A 17,589-nucleotide genomic window follows, 5' to 3' on the forward strand; every position below is an offset into this window, starting at 1 on the left:
TGCTCGCGGCTGAATGGCGAATGTAAAGGGCTTTTCTCCCCCTTCCTCTGGCGATGGTATTAGTAGCCGAAGAGGAAGCAAGCCCCCCTGATGAATTATCAGTTTTTTTATCGGTAACGTCTGAGCAAACCAGACCGGCCAAAGAGGCCTCGCGCAGGCCTGGTCATCACGGCCCTCACACCCGCTGTGGACTGCATACTGCACTGCCTTCGCCAACCGATGAAGGGGAAAGATCTGTTTTCAACAAATCTTCCCCTGGAACCCGGGTTTTACCGCTTACCACCACTGATGAAAATGGTGTACCGGCCCCTGCCCGTGCCCCACTTCCAGCGAGTCCGCCTGCTCCAGTGCGCCCTGCAGCCAGTGCCGGGCCGCCTGAACGGTCGTGGGCCAGTCATCATGGCGCGGGCGCAGCGCGGCCAGCGCTGCCGAGAGTGAACAGCCGGTGCCATGCGTGTTACGGGTGTTCACCCGTGGCGCAGTAAAGCGCTGTTCTCCCTCACGGGTGAACAGCCAGTCCGGGCTTTCCGACTCGCTGAGATGACCGCCTTTCATCAGCACGGCCTGGCAGCCGAGGGCCAGCAGCGCCCGTCCCTGCTCGCGCATCTCCTCCTCATTGCGCGCCTGCGCGCATTCCAGCATTGCGGCGGCCTCCGGCAGGTTAGGCGTAATCAGCGAGACCTGCGGCAGTAGCCGATCCCGTAGCGTACTCACCGCCTCGGGCGACAGCAGCGGATCGCCGCTTTTGGCCAGCATCACCGTATCCAGCACCACCCAGGGAACGCGGGTCTGTTTCAACCGCCCGGACACCACCTCGACGATGGCGCTTTCTGACAGCATGCCAATTTTAATCGTGTCGATGCGCACGTCCGACAAAACGGAATCCAGCTGCGCGGCAACAAACGCCGGCTCAACGCGGCAGATCGACTGCACGCCGGTGGTGTTCTGCGCCACCAGCGCGGTGATCACGCTGGTGCCATACGCACCCAGCGCGGAGAATGCTTTCAGGTCAGCCTGGATCCCTGCCCCACCGCTGGGGTCAGTACCGGCAATTGTCAGCGCGTTAATCCTTTTCATCACTGCACCTCCGGGTTCAGCCGGTACAGGGCATCAAGAAAGGCCGGAATGAAACTGCCTGGCCCGTCCACCGCTGCGGCCGCACGCTCACCGGCCAGCGACACCACGCGGCAGGCGCTGGCCACATGTGTGAGGCGGTCGCCCGGCAGTGCGGCAAAGCCGGCCACGACCGCCGACAGCGCACAGCCGGTCCCTACCACCCGCGTCATCAGCGGGTCGCCGCCGCCCACGCTCAGGGTACGGAGGCCATCGGTAATAAAATCGGTTTCACCGGTGACGGCCACAATCGCGCCTGTCTCCTGCGCCAGCGAAACAGCCGCCTGCAGCGCCGCCGTGGAGGCATGCCGGCTGTCGACGCCCCGGCCGCTGACGCTCTGCCTGGCCAGCGCCATGATTTCGGAAGCGTTCCCCCGGACAGCGGCCGGTTTCAGTCCCAGCGTTTGCTGGCAGAAGGCCGTGCGGAAGTCCAGTGCGCCAACGGCTACCGGATCTAACGTCCAGGGACGCCCGGCCTGCCTGGCGGCATTAATGGCCGCCAGCATCGCTTCGCTGCGGCTGCGGGTCAGCGTACCGACATTCACCAGCAGGGCATCGGCAACAGGGCTGAACTGTGCCGCCTCCTGCGGATCGATCACCATTGCCGGGGAAGCCCCCAGCGCCAGCAGCACATTAGCCGTAAAGGCCTGTACCACATCATTGGTCATACAGTGGGTCAGAGGGGAATGCTGACGATACAGCCGCAGGGAATGCGCCATATCGGTGTGGCTGAGGTCTTGAGGTTGGATCATTCTTCGCTCCCAACCGGCGATCAAGAAGGCGATGCCGGTCGGGCATCTGACTTCCCTACGCTGGCATTATCCAGATCAGGTTATACGGGTATTTCTCAGCCTTCACAAAGAAGGGCACCCCGAGTCAGTGATGATTTTTTACAGTCGGTGCCAGCATAAGGAAGTGGCAGAGTATTGGCAAGCCCCGGGCCGTGCTGCCCTGCCGTCGGTCATCAGGGTATCTTCAGCGCGATCTGCCCCCCGGCGGGGAATGACGCCGCACATAGTCACGCGGCGAACAGCCCATCGTGCGTTTAAAGGCGGTACTGAAGGCGCTTTCAGACTCATAGCCCAGCGAGGGAGCAAGCGCAGAAATGGGCAGGTCGGTATTCAGCAGTTTGTCCCCGGCCAGCAGCATGCGCCAGCGGGTCAGGTAGTCCATCGTTGAGGACCCGACCTTTGTTTTAAACTTCAGCGCAAAGGCCGAGCGGGACATACCGGCACGCTGTGCCAGCGTTTGTAGCGTCCAGCGATAAGCCGGATCGGCGTGCATGGCCTGCAGCGCCGCACCCACCTGGTGATCGGCCAGGGCATACAGCCAGCCCACCGCGTGCCCTTTACCGCCCGACTCCATATGCTGCCGCAGCGCCTGTATCAGTATCATATGTGCCAGATGTTCAGCGATCAGGGCATGTCCCGGACGCTGTTCATCCAGCTCGGCCATCATCTGCGCAACCAGCCAGCGCAGGGTCGCCTGGTCATTTTCCGCCCGCAGATGGATCACCGCTGGCAGCATGGTCAGCAGAATCGTGGCGTGGGGGTCGTCCAGGAAGAAGCGGCTGCCGGTCATCAGGCAGTCTCCCCCGCCGTTGTGACGGATCACCCCGCCGGCGCGCGGGGCGGCAAACACCACCGCCCAGTCTGTCGCCGGGTGTGACAGGTCGCTGGCCATAACAAAGGGACGTCCGGTAGGAAGCAGGAAGCAGTCCCCCGCCGACAATCGTACCGGGTCGGGTCCCCCTTCGACAGACAGCCAGCAGCCGCCCGACACCATTGAATAACATTTGATGCCTGCGTTAGGCGGAAAACGCACCGCCCAGTCTCCGCCCACGTCGAGGACGCCGGAAACATACCGTTGTGGCTTGAGCAACGCGAGAATATCAGAAAGAGGATCCATGATTAATTTTGGACGATTAAAAAGATAATACGGACTTTATAGCATGGATAGGACGTGATGCGCGGGCTTAAGATTAAACCTCGCTGTTCCTTGTGTTATCCCACCTCTCCTTCAGGAAATGACTATGCACAACATCCGTACATCCGGCCTCTTCTCTCTGGGTTCGCGTCAGGTAAAACGACTGGGCTATGGCGCAATGCAGCTGGCAGGCCCCGGCGTTTTTGGCCCGCCCAACGATCCTGACCGCGCGCTGGCGGTTCTCAGGGCAGCAGTGGCGGCCGGCGTCAATCATATTGATACCAGTGATTTTTACGGCCCACATATCACCAACAAACTGATCCGCGAGGCACTCGCGCCCTATCCTGATGACCTCACGCTGGTGACCAAAATTGGGGCGCTGAGAGATAAAAAAGGCGGATGGATCCCGGCCATGTCCCCCGGGGAGCTGGTCAATGCCGTCCATGACAACCTGCGAAACCTGGGGCTGGCGCAGCTGGATGTGGTCAATCTCAGGATCATGTTTAATACCGCCCGCCCGCAGGAAGGTTCCATTGAAGAACCGCTGACGGCGCTGGCCGCCCTACAGCAACAGGGGCTGATCAAGCATATTGGTCTGAGCAACGTCACCCCGGCGCAAATTGCCGAAGGCCGCGCAATCTGCGAGATCGTCTGCGTTCAGAATCATTACAACCTGGCACACCGCACCGATGATGCGCTGATTGATGCGCTGGCCCGGGAAGGGATTGCCTATGTGCCTTTCTTCCCGCTTAACGGTTTTAATCCGCTTCAGTCTGCTACGCTGACCCGCGTTGCCGAACAGCTCAACGCCACACCCCTGCAGGTCGCCCTGGCCTGGCTTCTTCACCGTTCACCTAACATCCTGCTGATCCCGGGAACATCATCCGTTGCCCACCTGCAGGAAAACCTGGCAGCGGCGTCACTCCACCTGCCGGATGACGCCCTGAATGCACTGAACGGCATTACCGGAAGCAATACGTTATAAAGCCTCACCCTCTTTCGGCGAGGCCTGATCAGGAACAGGACAGACAATGAGGGCAGGCAAAGGATGCAGGACTCACGCTCAGTAGCGAGTGAACAGCGGACGTAGCGCTGTCATTCGTTATTTCCCCTCAACACGCAGAAGACGGGAGAGACGCGCTGTTTCAGGACATGGAAATAATAAGTATTACCGCTGCATAAAAAGCGCCACTATCCCTGCTCGGCCACCAGCAGCGCCAGCGTGTCGGGCTCCAGCGCCCTGAAGATATGCTCACGATCGGCGGGATAGCAAATGTAATCTCCCGGTGCCAGTTCTTCAGCTTCGTCCTTCAACCCCACCAGCGCCCGTCCCTGCGTGACAATAATATGCTCTACCGAGCCCGACGGGTGCGGCTGTGAAAGGCGGTCAGCGCCGGGCTGCGCCATCAGCAGGTAGATATCGCGCCGCGCGCCCGGCGGGCAGCTGGCCAGCAGGATCGCCTGATAGTTCGCTTCCCCGGCGACGACTTTCGGTCCTTCACCGCGCCGGATCACCTGGGTTTTAGGCAGCTCAGGCTCCAGCAGTCTGGCAAAAGGGATATTCAGCGCCACGCACAGCGCCCAGAGCGTTTCAATGCTGGGATTACCGTTCCCCGCCTCTAACTGGGACAGCGTCGATTTTGCAATACCTGCCCGCCTGGCGACTTCCGCCAGGGACAGCCCGGTCAGCGTACGCTCCCGGATCAAACTTTCTGCAATTACTGCAATGGGCTGGGTCATTTTTGGCCTTATCGTTCGTTAAATCGAACGCTACGTTCGGGTTGATCTCTTTCTGCACTGCGTTCATTATAATGGAAACTTCGTTCGTTATGGTAAAACTTCATGATGACCCGTCATTTTTCTTCACTCAGCCCGGACACACGTAAAGGCATCTATCTGATCTGTCTGGCGGTCGGGGTGGTGGGTATTTCTTATGGCTCGCTGGCCACCGCCTATGGTTTCCCGCTCTGGGTTCCGCTGTTCTCCAGCCTGTTTGTGCTGGCCGGTGCCTCGGAGTTTATGTTTATTGCTATCGTCGCGGGAGGCGGCAACCCCCTGGCGGCGGCCGTCGCCGGGCTGCTGGTCAATGCGCGCCACTTTCCCTTTGGTATTGCCGTGCGCGACCTCGTCGGTTCGCGCCTCTCCGCCGTCCTGGGCTGCCATATCATGAACGATGAAAGCGTGGTGTTTGGGCTGTCGCAGACCACGCCCGCGCAGCGCAAAGCCGCCTTCTGGCTGTGTGGCCTCGGCGTGGCGCTGGTCTGGCCGCTGGGGACGGTGCTGGGCAGCGTGATTGGCAGGCTGTTGCCTGATACGCAAATGATTGGGCTGGATGCCGTCTTTCCGGCGATCTTACTGGCGCTGGTGATCCCTGCACTGAAATCACGCACGACGCTGCTGCGCGCCTCCAGCGGGGCGGCAATCTCCCTGCTGGCGGTGCCCTTTACCCCGACCGGGCTGCCCGTACTACTCTCCATGATCGGCCTGCTGGCGAGGAAAAAATAATGGCAGATAACACCCTGTTAATTGGCGGTATTGCCGTTCTGGCGCTGGGCACATGGCTGATGCGCTTTGCGGGCGCTCAACTGGGCTCCCGCATGGCACTGTCGGAGGATGCCCGCAGGCTGCTGTCTGACGCGGCCACGACCCTGCTGTTTGCGGTTGCGCTGGCCAGTACCTTCTACGAAGGCACCCATTTTGCCGGGGTCGCCCGCGTCACCGGCGTCGCAGTGGCCGTCATACTGGCCTGGCGTAAAATGCCGCTGATTGCGGTGATCCTTGCGGCGGCGGCGGTGACTGCCCTGCTGCGTTTTATCGGTATCCCCTAACCTTTGCCGGCGGCATGCAAGGCGTGCTTTTGCAGAATAGTCTTCTGCAGCAGCGCGACGGTATGCTCCACAAAGGTCGCCACGGCCAGTGGGATATGATGACGGCTGGGATAGACGATCGACAGATCGTTATTAAGCTGCCCGTAATCCGGCAGTACCGCGATAAGTTGCTGACGTCTGATGCTGTCATACAACAGTGATTCCGGTAAAAAACAGATCCCCAGGCCGTTTTGCGCCGCTTTGAGCTGCGCCTGCGCGGTATTGGCAGAAAAACGCCCGCTGACGTCAACCTGCACCCCGCCTTCCGGCCCCATCAGATGCCAGACCGTGCGCGCGGAAGCATGGCAGTGAGTAATACAGGCATGCTGCTGCAGCGCGTGGATATCCTCAGGCACGCCAGAGGTATTCAGGTAAGACTGACTGGCCGCCAGCAGACGGCGTCCGGTGCTGATTTTGCGCGCCACCAGGCTGGAATCCTTGAGGTGCCCCCCGCGAAAGGCCACATCAATCCCCTCGCCGATCACATCGGCATGCGTGTCGCTGAGGACAAAATCCAGGTGTACACCGGGATATAACGCCAGAAAATCAGCCACCCACTCCATCAAGAACAGATCAAAAAAATCAGCCGGGGCCGCCACTTTTACACGCCCGGCCGGGGCCTGATTTTCGGCCACCAGCTGCGTGCTGATGGCGTTCAGCTCACTGATTTTTTGTGCGCTGTGTTCGTACAGGCGCTGCCCGGCGCCGGTCAGCGTCAGCTTGCGGGTTGAGCGATGAAATAACCGCACAGAGAGGCTCGCCTCCAGCTGCTTAATTCGCCGGCTCAGGGTGTTAGGCGGCATTCCCAGCCGTCGCGCGGCCCCGGCAAAACTTCCCGTTTCAACGATATGGACAAAGATCGCAACGTCATTGAGATCGAGCATGCTATTACGTCCAAAAATGGATGAGTGCAATGATATTACACCCTCTAATCATGTCGTGTCCGGGGGATTAAGATACAGGACTGTGATGAACGGCCCGACATACCCGCCGTTTGTCTGCGTTTCCTCCCTGATAAGGAAGTGATATGTCTTCGTTTTCTCCCGATAAGCATGCCGTTACACGCCAGATTGCCTACCGGACTCGCGGCCGGGGAACGGGGCCGATCGTTCGTCTGATGAGCCCCTCTGACTTCGGCACCCTCGCCAAACCGTTCGTTTTCCTCGATCGGTTCAGCGGCGACAGCACGATGATCGAACATATGCCCCTGCACCCCCACTCCGGCATCGCCACGGTCACCGTGCTTACCGCAGGCGATCTGCGCTTTGACGATCCGCACGCGGGACAGGGCACCATTGGCTATGGCGGGGTCGAATGGATGCGTGCCGGCGGCGGCGTCTGGCACGGTAAAGAGATGTCGGCTGGGGATTCTGCCCGCGTAGAAGGCTTTCAGCTCTGGCTGGCCCTGCCCCCGGCGCTGGAAAACGGCCCTGTCGACAGCCAGTATCTTGAAGCACAGTGGGTGCCGCAAACCGGTCCGGCCCGGGTCATCCTTGGCGAATATAACGGCGTCAAAAGTCCGGTTCGTTCCCCGGAGGGGATCAACTATCTGCTGGTGACGCTGCCTGCGCGTACTGCCTGGCACTATATCCCCCCCGAAAACCATACCAGCCTGTGGCTGAGTCTCAGTGATGGAACGCTGCATACCCCTGATGCGGTAACCACGGGCGAGATGGTCATCTTCACCCCCGGCGCGAAGCCCGTGACCCTGCAGGCCGGAGAAGAAGAAACGCGGTTTGTTATCGGCTCGGCCGTCGATCATCCCTGGCCGCTGTCACTGGGCAACTACTCCGTCCACACCAGTGAAGCAGCATTACGCGCAGGCGAGGCTAAAATTGAAGAGATCGGTCATCGCCTGCGCGACGCAAGGCGCGGTAAGCCCCAGTCGGGTTCTGTGCCGGTTTATCAATAATGTGGCTTATCTTTAGCCCTCAGCGGAGTGCTTGTCAGTGACTGTGTTACGTCGTCTTTTAACACGCTTTTTTACACCAAAAGAAAATGCCATCCATCCCAATAAGGAAAATAAAATGTCTAAGATTTTAGTTCTTTACCATTCAATGTATGGCCATGTTGAAACCCTGGCCCATACCGTTGCTGCCGGTGCAGCCAGCGTCCCGGGCACCGAGGTCACCGTCAAACGCGTGCCGGAGACCATGGATAGCGAGGCGTTCAAAACGTACGGCGGTAAAACCGATCAGCCCGCCGCCATTGCCAGCCCGGCAGAGCTGGCGGACTATGATGCCATCATTTTCGGTACGCCAACCCGCTTCGGCAATATGTCCGCTCAGATGCGCAATTTCCTCGACCAGACTGGCGGTCTTTGGGCGAAAGGGGCGCTGGTCGGTAAGGTGGCCAGCGTGTTTACCTCAACCGGCACCGGCGGCGGGCAAGAAATGACCATTACCTCCACCTGGACAACGCTGGCCCATCACGGGATGATCATTGTGCCTATTGGTTACAGCACTCCCGAGCTGTTTGATATCTCACAGGTTGGTGGGGGAACGCCTTATGGTGCGTCAACGCTGGCGGGCGGCGACGGCTCACGGCAGCCGGACGAACGTGAGCTGGCTATTGCCAGTCATCAGGGTAAATACGTAGCGGAAATCGCACGTAAAATGCGGTAACCACCCGAACGGGGTGAGAAAAAAGAGATGATGCGTTCATCTCTTTTTTTTTGCGCTACACTCTGCGCCATAGCCACCCGGCGTATCTGTAGCAGGAGTATGACCATGATAATCCGTCCCTTTACCGAAGCGGATCGGCCTTTTTTGCGCACGCTGTTTCTTGCCTCTCGCAAGGCAAACTGGACCTGGCTGGATAACAGCCAGTGGCAGCTGGAGGATTTCGACAGGATCACCCTTGGCGAGCGGGTGCTGGTTGCCGAGGAGGACGGTCATCGTGTCGGTTTTGCCGCCGTACTGGATAACGATAACTTCCTGCACAGTCTGTTTATCGACCCGGCTTTCCAGGGCAGCGGTGCCGGCAGTGCCCTGTTACAGGCGGTGCAGAAAAGCTTCACCTCTACCGGCGCACTGAAGTGCCTGGCGGAAAATGTGCAGGCGCAGCGGTTTTACAAAATGCACGGCTGGCGCGTGGTGGCTGAAGGAGACAGCGATCAGGGGGAGTACCTGCTGATGCACTACGTGCTGTAACGCTGTCCGCGCATTTTCTGCTCACGACGCGGTACCCTGAACGGGCTATCTGTAGCCGTTTTACCTGCGCTGGAAAATCATTTTCACGCTCATCAGGGACTGTGACATGTGGAATGTCTTTCATCTGGTTGACCTGGCCGGCACGCTGGCCTTTGCCCTCAGCGGTGCCACGGCAGGCGTGCGGGAGGATTTTGATGTCTTCGGCGTGTTTGTGCTGGCCGCCACGACGGCGGTGGGCGGCGGCGTTATCCGCGATATCTGCATCGCCAGCCTGCCCCCGGCCGGACTGGTCAGCCTGGCCTATCTGGTCATCATTGTGGTGGCCGTCCTCTGCGTCGCCTTCTTCCAGCGCCTGATCCTCTCCTTCGAGAAAGCCACGCTGTTTTTTGATGCGCTGGGTCTGGGCTTTTTTGCCGCCTTTGGTGCCAATAAAACCTGGCAGCACACCCACAGCGTGGAGCTCGCGCTGTTACTGGGGTGTATCAGTGCGGTGGGCGGCGGCTGTCTGCGCGACCTGTTAACCGGCAGGCCCCCGGCTATCTTCAGCAAGGATATTTATGCCAGTGCAGCGCTGGTGGGGGCAGCCATTGAACTGACCGGGTCGGCCAGGTTGATTCCGCAGATGTGGAGTGCCTGGCTGGCCATTACGGGCTGCACGCTGCTGCGTCTGATGGCATTAAAATATAAAATCGGCTTGCCGTTGATTAAACACAACGGATTATAATAACGTTTTAGCACAGAGAATGGCCTTTCCCGATGATAAGCAGACCCCCACATGAACAAGCTGGCGTCAGTGCCCGAGCTTACGAGATGCTGCAGTACCTGACCCGTATCGCCCGTGGCGATCGGGCGTTCACGATTCAGGACACCTTGCTTAACCATCGCTGTAACGTAACGCCCGATAATGACTTCACCCTGATCGTCCAGCTGTTTGATGCCGGTAAAATCGATTTTGATTATTCGATGGTGGATGGCTTTCAGCAGAGGCATGTCCGGTTGACATAAGGCTAATCATGGCCGGCCCTGTCACGGGCCGGCACGCCAGCCTCACACCGCGCGGAAGGCAATATCTTCCGGGATAACCTCACCCTGCCAGTAAAGCCGGGAGGCAACCTCCGTCGCCAGCTGGCGATACAGCCCGGTAAATTCGCTGTCGGGCCGGCGGATAACGGTGGGCTCTCCATTATCCAGATCTTCGCGCAGGCTGATGTGTAGCGGCAGCTGACTCAGCAGGTGGGTATGATACTGTTCCGCCAGTTTTGCCGCGCCACCGGTGCCGAAGATCGGCTCGTGGTGTCCGCACTGGCTGCAGATATGCATACTCATATTCTCGACCACCCCCAGCACCGGCACATTCACTTTCTCAAACATCACGATGCCTTTACGCGCATCGATCAGCGCAATATCCTGCGGGGTGGTGACCACAATAGCACCGGTCACCGGCACGTTTTGCGCCAGCGTGAGCTGAATATCGCCAGTTCCCGGCGGCATATCCAGCACCAGATAATCCAGCTCCGGCCAAAGCGTCTCGTTCAGCAGCTGCATCAACGCCTTGCTGGCCATCGGGCCGCGCCACACCATCGCATTATCCTCCGTGACCAGATAGCCAATGGAGTTAGTGGCCAGGCCGTGCGCCATAATGGGGGCCATATGTGTGCCGTCCGGGGAGGTCGGGCGCTGATCCTGCACCCCGAGCATATCCGGGATTGACGGTCCGTAGATGTCGGCATCCAGCAGGCCCACTTTCGCCCCTTCTGCCGCCAGCGCCAGCGCCAGATTCACCGCGGTCGTGGATTTCCCCACCCCGCCCTTGCCAGAGCTGATGGCGATAATGTTTTTCACCCCGTTGACGCCCGGGCGGTTTTTCACGCGCTGCAGCGTGGCCACATTCAGTGTTAACCGCCAGGCAATCGCTGACGCTCCGGTCAGGCGCAGCAGCTCCGCGCTAACCGTGGCTTTCAGCGTCTCGAACGGACTTTGCCAGACGAACGGCATGCTGAGTTCTATATGCAGCGTATTGTCCATCAGCGCACAGTGATGCAGCGCCTTCAGTGCGGTGAGGTTATGGAGCAGCGTAGGGTGTTCAAACGTGGTCAGCACGCCCGTCACGATTGCGCGCAGCGCTTCGGGGGAGTGATGCCCCTGGGATTGTGAAGTCATCTGGGTTCCTTGATATGGCGACTCTGTATTTATGCCTTTAAGCATATCAGATCTGTTCGGGGGTAACTTAGCGGCCGGGAAAAAACCGCAAGGAGTTGAACCCCTTGTTTACGCAGGGTCAGGCAATCGGTTACCATCTAAACCCCCTTTTTCAACAGGTATGAGCTAAGTCTTACTATGACTCAAGTCGCGAAAAAAATATTGGTAACGTGCGCACTGCCGTACGCTAATGGCTCCATTCATCTCGGCCACATGCTCGAGCATATCCAGGCAGATATTTGGGTCCGTTACCAGCGAATGCGCGGCAACCAGGTTTACTTCATCTGTGCCGATGACGCACACGGGACGCCGATCATGCTGAAAGCTCAGCAGATGGGCATTGCGCCTGAACAGATGATTGCCGATATGAGTCAGGAACATCAGACCGACTTTGCCGGTTTTGATATCAGCTACGACAACTATCACTCTACGCACAGCGAAGAGAACCGTGAGCTGTCTGCACTGATCTATACCCGACTGAAAGAGAACGGTTTTATTAAAAACCGCACCATCTCCCAGCTCTACGACCCGGAAAAAGGCATGTTCCTGCCCGATCGTTTTGTCAAAGGGACCTGCCCGAAATGTAAGGCACCGGATCAGTACGGTGATAACTGTGAAGTCTGCTCGGCCACCTACAGCCCGACCGAACTGATCGATCCTAAGTCCGTGGTGTCCGGCGCGACCCCCGTGATGCGTGACTCTGAGCACTTCTTCTTCGACCTGCCGGAGTTCAGCGCCATGCTGCAGGCCTGGACCCGCTCCGGGGCGTTGCAGGAGCAGGTAGCGAACAAAATGCAGGAGTGGTTTGAATCCGGCCTGCAGCAGTGGGACATCTCCCGCGATGCGCCGTACTTCGGCTTTGAGATCCCTGACGCTCCGGGCAAATACTTTTACGTCTGGCTGGATGCGCCTATTGGCTACATGGGCTCGTTCAAAAACCTGTGCGACAAGCGTGGCGATATCGACTTTGATGCTTTCTGGCAGAAAGATTCTGATGCCGACCTCTATCACTTTATCGGTAAAGACATCGTCTATTTCCACAGCCTGTTCTGGCCGGCGATGCTGGAAGGCAGCAACTTCCGTAAGCCGACCAACCTGTTTGTGCATGGTTATGTCACCGTTAACGGCGCGAAAATGTCTAAATCGCGCGGCACCTTTATTAAAGCCAGCACCTGGCTGCAACATCTGGATGCCGACAGCCTGCGCTACTACTACGCGGCGAAGCTCTCCTCACGCATTGATGACATCGACCTGAACCTGGAAGATTTCGTGCAGCGCGTGAACGCTGACATCGTCAACAAAGTCGTTAACCTGGCGTCACGCAATGCCGGTTTTATTACCAAGCGTTTCAACGGACAGCTCTCCGCTGAACTGGCTGACCCCGCGCTGTACAAGACCTTTACCGATGCGTCTGCCAGCATCGGAGAAGCCTGGGCCAGCCGTGAGTTCAGCCGCGCGGTGCGTGAAATTATGGCACTGGCCGACGTCGCCAACCGCTATGTTGACGAGCAGGCTCCGTGGGTTGTCGCGAAGCAGGAAGGCCGTGATGCCGACCTGCAGGCGATCTGCTCCATGGGCATCAACCTGTTCCGCGTGCTGATGACCTGGCTGAAGCCGGTGCTGCCTTCGCTTACCGCGCGTACCGAAGCGTTCCTCAATCAGGAGCTGACCTGGGACGGCATCCAGCAGCCGTTGCTGAACCACAGCATTGCGCCGTTTAAAGCGCTGTATGGCCGCATTGAGATGGATAAAGTGAACGGCCTGATCGAAGCCTCAAAGGAAGATGCGGCGGCGGCGAAAGCCCCGGCCAGCGGCCCGCTGGCGGACGATCCGATTCAGGACACCATCAGCTTTGACGATTTTGCCAAAGTCGACATGCGCATTGCGCTGATTGAGAACGCGGAATATGTTGAAGGCTCTGACAAGCTGCTGCGTCTCTCACTGGATCTGGGTGGAGAAAAGCGCAATGTCTTCTCCGGCATTCGTGCAGCCTATCCGGACCCGGCGGTGCTGGTGGGTCGCCTGACGGTGATGGTCGCCAACCTGGCTCCGCGTAAAATGCGCTTTGGTGTCTCCGAAGGCATGGTCATGGCTGCCGGTCCTGGTGGAGCAGATATCTTCCTGCTCAGCCCTGACAGCGGCGCACAGCCGGGCCAGCAAGTTAAGTAACTCTCATGCTGTGTAGGGGTTGACCTTCTGTACTGGTCAACCCGTTGTTAAGATGTCAGTCATCTGCACGGGGCGGCCGGTAAAAGGGTCGCCCCCTACTGTTCAGGACACTGAATGCCTACTGCCCTCGTTACGCTATGGCACTACCTCCGCGCTTTTCTCATTATCTATCTGTGCCTGTATGCCGGGCGCGGACTTTCTGCCCTGCTGCCGGTGGCGATCCCCGGCAGTATTCTCGGCATGCTGATGCTGTTTGCTCTCCTGGCCTCGCAGCTGCTGCCGGTTCACTGGGTCAAGCCCGGCTGCCACCTGCTGATCCGCTATATGGCGCTGCTGTTCGTGCCGATTAGCGTTGGCGTGATGAACGATATGGATATTCTCACCGCCCAGTTTGGTCCGATTGTGGTCTCCTGCGTCGTCAGTACGCTGATCGTACTGGTGACCATCGGGCTGATGTCGCAACGTCTTAACGACCGCCACCAGCGGCGCACGGGAGCGCAGGATGAGTGATATCTGGTGGTCGCTGCCGCTGACCGTGCTGGTGTTTCTGGGCGCGCGTAAACTGGCAGCCAGGGTAAAAATGTCGATCGTTAACCCGCTGCTGATTGCCATGGCGGTGATCATTCCGCTTCTGCTGCTGTTACAGATGCCCTACACCCGCTATTTCCAGGGCAGCGCCCTGCTGAACGATCTGCTGCAACCGGCGGTGGTGGCGCTGGCGCTGCCGCTGTACGAGCAGATGCATCAGATCCGTTCACGCTGGCGGTCTATTATCAGCGTCTGCTTCGTTGGCAGCATAACGGCGATGGTCTCAGGCACGGCCATTGCGCTGTGGCTGGGGGCCACGCCGCAGATTGCTGCCACCCTGCTGCCCAAGTCCGTGACCACGCCGATAGCCATGGCGGTTTCCGGTTCGCTGGGCGGTATTCCGGCCATCAGCGCCATCTGCGTGCTGCTGGCCGGCGTACTGGGGGCGGTGTTCGGTCATATGCTGCTCAACCTGTTACGGGTGCGCAGTAAATCGGCACGCGGCCTGGCCATCGGCAATGCCTCTCATGCCCTGGGCACAGCGCGCGCCGCCGAGATCGACTATCAGGAGGGGGCATTCAGCTCGCTGGCGCTGGTGCTGTGCGGCATCATTACCTCACTGCTGGCCCCGTTCATTTTCCCTTTGCTGATGGCGCTCTGGGGCTAAAACTTGCGATAAGTCTCGCATTTTGCTGATCTATTTCATTTATTACATTGATAGGGAGACGCAGATCACATATAACTGGCTGCCGGCCCGCTACCATGGGCTGCATCCAGCGAAAGAGGCCCCACTATGCACCCACGTTATCAGCAGGCATTTGCCACCCTACCTACCCTGTTACAGAGCGCGTTGCAGCCGGTTTTATCCGCAGACGATTTTGCCGGATTTATCACCGCCAGCCAGGCGCAGGCGCTGAAAAAACATTGCAATTACAGCGACAGCGAACTGGCCTTCGCCCTGCTACCGCTGGCGGCCGCCTGTGCGGTAGCGACGCTATCCGACTTTAAAGTGGGCGCGATAGCACGCGGCAAAAGCGGCACGCTGTGGTTTGGTGCCAACATGGAGTTTGCCGGGGCGACCATGCAGCAGACCGTACACGCCGAGCAGAGCGCCGTGACGCACGCCTGGCTCAGGGGGGAAAGCGCGCTGGAAAGTATTACCGTTAACTACACGCCGTGCGGCCACTGCCGTCAGTTCATGAATGAGCTGAACAGCGGCACCGGGCTGACCATTGAACTGCCCGGCCGCGCAGCGGCCACGCTGGGCCACTACCTGCCCGACTCCTTCGGGCCGCGTGACCTGGCGATCACCACCCTGCTGATGGATAAGATTGATCACGGCTTTGTCGCCAGCGGTGATGCCGTGGAACAGGCTGCCGTGGCCGCCGCCAGCCGCAGCCACGCGCCCTACAGTAAGGCATGGAGCGGCGTGGCGCTGCAAACCAGCGACGGGGCCCTTTTTGCTGGTAGCTACGCAGAAAATGCCGCCTTCAACCCCAGCCTGCCGCCGTTGCAGGGTGCGCTGAACCTGCTCAATCTTAGCGGCCGCGCATTAAGCACTATTCAGCGTGGGGTGCTGGCGGAAGCGCCGGATGCCACACTGAGTCAGCAAAGCGCCACCGCCGCCACGCTGGCCGCGCTGGGATGCACGCAATTCAGCACTCTCCCCCTGGTGAAGTCGTAAGAAAACCCGTTGTAATTCGAGAAAGATCTCAGCTTTTGTTATTGCGTGTTAACAAAAGCTGTACTTTCAGATGAATTATTTTAGGATTGGCCCCACACCATCCCGATCCTAATAGAGTATGAATTGCATGGAACTCGAATACGAAAGTAAACGACCGCTATACATCCCTTATGCTGGGCCCATCTTGCTGGAATTCCCCCTTCTGAATAAAGGCAGCGCGTTCTCCATTGAAGAGCGTAACGACTTCAACCTGAATGGTCTGCTGCCGGAAACCGTCGAAAGCATTGAGGAGCAGGCAGAGCGGGCATGGCGTCAGTTCCAGGACTTCAAAAACAATAACGACAAGCACGTTTACCTGCGCAACATCCAGGATACTAACGAAACGCTGTTTTACCGCCTGCTCGACAATCATCTGGAAGAGATGATGCCGATTATCTACACCCCAACCGTGGGTGCCGCCTGTGAGCACTTCTCAGAAATTTATCGTCGCGCGCGCGGCCTGTTTATCTCTTATCCGAACCGCGCCAACATTGAAGATATGCTGCAAAACGCCACCAAACAGAATGTGAAGGTGATTGTGGTCACCGACGGTGAGCGCATTCTCGGTCTGGGAGACCAGGGGATCGGGGGTATGGGTATCCCCATCGGTAAACTGTCTCTTTATACCGCCTGTGGCGGCATCAGCCCGGCGTACACCCTGCCGGTGGTGCTGGACGTCGGCACCAATAACCAGCAGTTGCTGAATGACCCACTGTATATGGGCTGGCGTCATCCACGTATCACTGGCGAAGAGTACGACAGCTTCGTCAATGACTTTATCCACGCCGTGAAGAGCCGCTGGCCTAACGTGCTGCTGCAGTTCGAAGACTTCGCCCAGAAAAATGCGATGCCGCTGCTTGAGCGCTACCGGGATGAGGTCTGCTGCTTTAACGACGATATTCAGGGCACTGCGGCGGTGACGCTGGGTACGCTGATTGCTGCCAGCCGCGCCGCCGGCAGCAAGCTGTGCGAGCAGAAAGTGGTCTTCCTCGGGGCGGGTTCCGCCGGGTGTGGGATTGCCGAGCAGATCATCGCCCAGATGAAATCAGAAGGCCTGAGCGATGAGGAAGCGCGTGCGCGGGTGTTTATGGTTGACCGTTTCGGTCTGCTGACCGACAAGCTGCCCAACCTGCTGAACTTCCAGAGCAAACTGGTGCAGAAAAGCGAAAACCTGGCCGGTTGGGACAGCAGCAGTGATTCCCTGTCGCTGCTGGACGTGGTGCGCAATGTGCAGCCGAACATCATGATCGGCGTTTCGGGTCAGCCGGGGCTGTTCAGCGAAGAGATCGTCCGTGAAATGCACAAGCACTGCGCACGCCCGATCATCATGCCGCTGTCAAACCCGACTTCCCGCGTGGAAGCCACTCCACAGGACATCATGGCGTGGACCGACGGTAATGCGCTGGTCGCCACGGGCAGTCCGTTCTCTCCGGTCAGCTGGAAAGAGAAAATCTATCCGATTGCCCAGTGCAACAACTCCTATATCTTCCCGGGCATTGGTCTTGGGGTCATTGCCTCCGGTGCCACCCGCGTGACGGACAGCATGCTGATGGCCGCCAGCCGCGCGCTGGCGGACTGCTCACCGCTGGCCAATGACGGTACCGGTCCGGTACTGCCTGAAGTGAAAGATATTCAGGGTGTGTCAAAACTGATCGCCATGGCGGTCGGCAAAGCGGCCCAACTGGCCGGCGTCGCGGTCGTGACGTCCGAAGATGTGCTTTCTAAAGCCATCGCGGCCAACTTCTGGCTGCCGCAGTACCGTAATTACCGTCGTACTTCTATCTGACGGCTCACCGCCCGGCTCCTTTCAGGGGGAGTCGGGCCGGTTTTGTGTGAAAAAAGCCCATTCAACACACTGTTACTTGCTTCACTCCTCTGGCTCAAGTAGCCTTGAATCCACTTCCCTCTTGCA

At 58.7% G+C, this 17,589-nt stretch carries 18 protein-coding genes, 1 pseudogene and 1 riboswitch; of the genes and pseudogenes, 13 read left to right on the forward strand and 6 right to left on the reverse strand.

Translation table 11 applies throughout. From position 1 onward, the window contains the following. Positions 1 to 276: 276 nt before the first annotated feature. The 3 genes from thiD to ACZ3HG_RS06525 all read right to left on the reverse strand — a co-directional run bounded on the left by thiD (position 277) and on the right by ACZ3HG_RS06525 (position 3,021). Positions 277 to 1,077: a bifunctional hydroxymethylpyrimidine kinase/phosphomethylpyrimidine kinase gene (gene thiD / locus ACZ3HG_RS06515; RefSeq protein ID WP_465332369.1), complete on the reverse strand. Its 801-nt coding sequence runs from the start codon at positions 1,075 to 1,077 to the stop codon at positions 277 to 279. Continuing rightward, complete coding sequence (gene thiM, locus ACZ3HG_RS06520) at positions 1,077 to 1,865, reverse strand: hydroxyethylthiazole kinase (protein WP_465332371.1); 789 nt, start codon at positions 1,863 to 1,865, stop codon at positions 1,077 to 1,079. Before thiM ends, thiD begins: the two co-directional genes overlap by 1 nt. Before the next feature lie 35 nt (positions 1,866 to 1,900). Further along, a riboswitch (TPP riboswitch) is annotated at positions 1,901 to 1,997 on the reverse strand. Positions 1,998 to 2,088: 91 nt separating this feature from the next. Continuing rightward, a complete protein-coding gene (locus ACZ3HG_RS06525; RefSeq protein ID WP_465332373.1) occupies positions 2,089 to 3,021 on the reverse strand; it encodes an AraC family transcriptional regulator in 933 nt (310 codons plus the stop codon). A gap of 124 nt (positions 3,022 to 3,145) precedes the next feature. Here ACZ3HG_RS06525 and ACZ3HG_RS06530 point away from each other — a divergent pair, with 124 nt between their 5' ends. Then, positions 3,146 to 4,024, forward strand: coding sequence for an aldo/keto reductase family oxidoreductase (locus ACZ3HG_RS06530; protein ID WP_465332375.1), 879 nt, complete (start codon positions 3,146 to 3,148; stop codon positions 4,022 to 4,024). A 206-nt stretch (positions 4,025 to 4,230) separates the two neighbouring features. On the opposite strand, the gene ACZ3HG_RS06535 is transcribed toward ACZ3HG_RS06530, so the two are convergent. After that, entirely contained in the window at positions 4,231 to 4,779 is a 549-nt protein-coding gene (locus ACZ3HG_RS06535) for a helix-turn-helix domain-containing protein (protein WP_465332377.1), read from the reverse strand. A gap of 105 nt (positions 4,780 to 4,884) precedes the next feature. Between ACZ3HG_RS06535 and ACZ3HG_RS06540 the strand changes: the two genes are divergently transcribed. After that, positions 4,885 to 5,544 (forward strand): AzlC family ABC transporter permease, encoded by a 660-nt coding sequence (locus ACZ3HG_RS06540; protein ID WP_191933132.1) that lies wholly within the window; start codon positions 4,885 to 4,887, stop codon positions 5,542 to 5,544. Continuing rightward, positions 5,544 to 5,867, forward strand: coding sequence for an AzlD domain-containing protein (locus ACZ3HG_RS06545; protein ID WP_191932921.1), 324 nt, complete (start codon positions 5,544 to 5,546; stop codon positions 5,865 to 5,867). Before ACZ3HG_RS06540 ends, ACZ3HG_RS06545 begins: the two co-directional genes overlap by 1 nt. Here the strand turns inward: ACZ3HG_RS06545 and ACZ3HG_RS06550 are convergent. Beyond that, a complete protein-coding gene (locus tag ACZ3HG_RS06550) occupies positions 5,864 to 6,790 on the reverse strand; it encodes a LysR family transcriptional regulator (protein ID WP_465332380.1) in 927 nt (308 codons plus the stop codon). The two genes, ACZ3HG_RS06545 and ACZ3HG_RS06550, sit on opposite strands and share 4 nt — an antisense overlap. Positions 6,791 to 6,933: 143 nt before the next feature. Between ACZ3HG_RS06550 and ACZ3HG_RS06555 the strand changes: the two genes are divergently transcribed. From ACZ3HG_RS06555 to ACZ3HG_RS06575, 5 genes are all read left to right on the forward strand, one after another. After that, the gene (locus ACZ3HG_RS06555) at positions 6,934 to 7,818 is read left to right on the forward strand and encodes a pirin family protein (protein WP_191936613.1); all 885 of its coding nucleotides are present in this window, start codon (positions 6,934 to 6,936) and stop codon (positions 7,816 to 7,818) included. Between the two features lie 115 nt (positions 7,819 to 7,933). Further along, positions 7,934 to 8,530: an NAD(P)H:quinone oxidoreductase gene (gene wrbA, locus ACZ3HG_RS06560; protein ID WP_191932924.1), complete on the forward strand. Its 597-nt coding sequence runs from the start codon at positions 7,934 to 7,936 to the stop codon at positions 8,528 to 8,530. A gap of 105 nt (positions 8,531 to 8,635) precedes the next feature. After that, positions 8,636 to 9,058: a GNAT family N-acetyltransferase gene (locus ACZ3HG_RS06565; protein WP_465332382.1), complete on the forward strand. Its 423-nt coding sequence runs from the start codon at positions 8,636 to 8,638 to the stop codon at positions 9,056 to 9,058. 106 nt (positions 9,059 to 9,164) lie between these two features. Beyond that, positions 9,165 to 9,782, forward strand: coding sequence for a trimeric intracellular cation channel family protein (locus tag ACZ3HG_RS06570; protein ID WP_465332384.1), 618 nt, complete (start codon positions 9,165 to 9,167; stop codon positions 9,780 to 9,782). A 32-nt stretch (positions 9,783 to 9,814) separates the two neighbouring features. Next, the gene (locus ACZ3HG_RS06575) at positions 9,815 to 10,063 is read left to right on the forward strand and encodes a hypothetical protein (RefSeq protein WP_194710584.1); all 249 of its coding nucleotides are present in this window, start codon (positions 9,815 to 9,817) and stop codon (positions 10,061 to 10,063) included. A 42-nt stretch (positions 10,064 to 10,105) separates the two neighbouring features. Here ACZ3HG_RS06575 and apbC read toward each other — a convergent pair whose 3' ends face one another. After that, on the reverse strand, positions 10,106 to 11,218 hold the full coding sequence (apbC, locus tag ACZ3HG_RS06580; RefSeq protein ID WP_465332387.1) for an iron-sulfur cluster carrier protein ApbC: 1,113 nt from the start codon (positions 11,216 to 11,218) through the stop codon (positions 10,106 to 10,108). Between the two features lie 168 nt (positions 11,219 to 11,386). Here apbC and metG point away from each other — a divergent pair. The 5 genes and pseudogenes from metG to ACZ3HG_RS06605 form a co-directional block, all read left to right on the forward strand. After that, positions 11,387 to 13,426 (forward strand): annotated as a pseudogene (metG, locus tag ACZ3HG_RS06585) (methionine--tRNA ligase); the annotation flags it as partial. A 114-nt stretch (positions 13,427 to 13,540) separates the two neighbouring features. Continuing rightward, a complete protein-coding gene (locus tag ACZ3HG_RS06590; protein WP_191932929.1) occupies positions 13,541 to 13,936 on the forward strand; it encodes a CidA/LrgA family protein in 396 nt (131 codons plus the stop codon). Then, positions 13,929 to 14,621 (forward strand): CidB/LrgB family autolysis modulator, encoded by a 693-nt coding sequence (locus ACZ3HG_RS06595; RefSeq protein ID WP_191932930.1) that lies wholly within the window; start codon positions 13,929 to 13,931, stop codon positions 14,619 to 14,621. Before ACZ3HG_RS06590 ends, ACZ3HG_RS06595 begins: the two co-directional genes overlap by 8 nt. A 126-nt stretch (positions 14,622 to 14,747) precedes the next feature. Beyond that, the gene (gene cdd / locus ACZ3HG_RS06600) at positions 14,748 to 15,638 is read left to right on the forward strand and encodes a cytidine deaminase (RefSeq protein ID WP_191932931.1); all 891 of its coding nucleotides are present in this window, start codon (positions 14,748 to 14,750) and stop codon (positions 15,636 to 15,638) included. A gap of 127 nt (positions 15,639 to 15,765) precedes the next feature. Continuing rightward, positions 15,766 to 17,463, forward strand: coding sequence for an NAD-dependent malic enzyme (locus tag ACZ3HG_RS06605; protein WP_191932932.1), 1,698 nt, complete (start codon positions 15,766 to 15,768; stop codon positions 17,461 to 17,463). Positions 17,464 to 17,589 lie beyond the last annotated feature (126 nt).

This window comes from Erwinia sp. PME.40.26/001 (assembly GCF_055556675.1).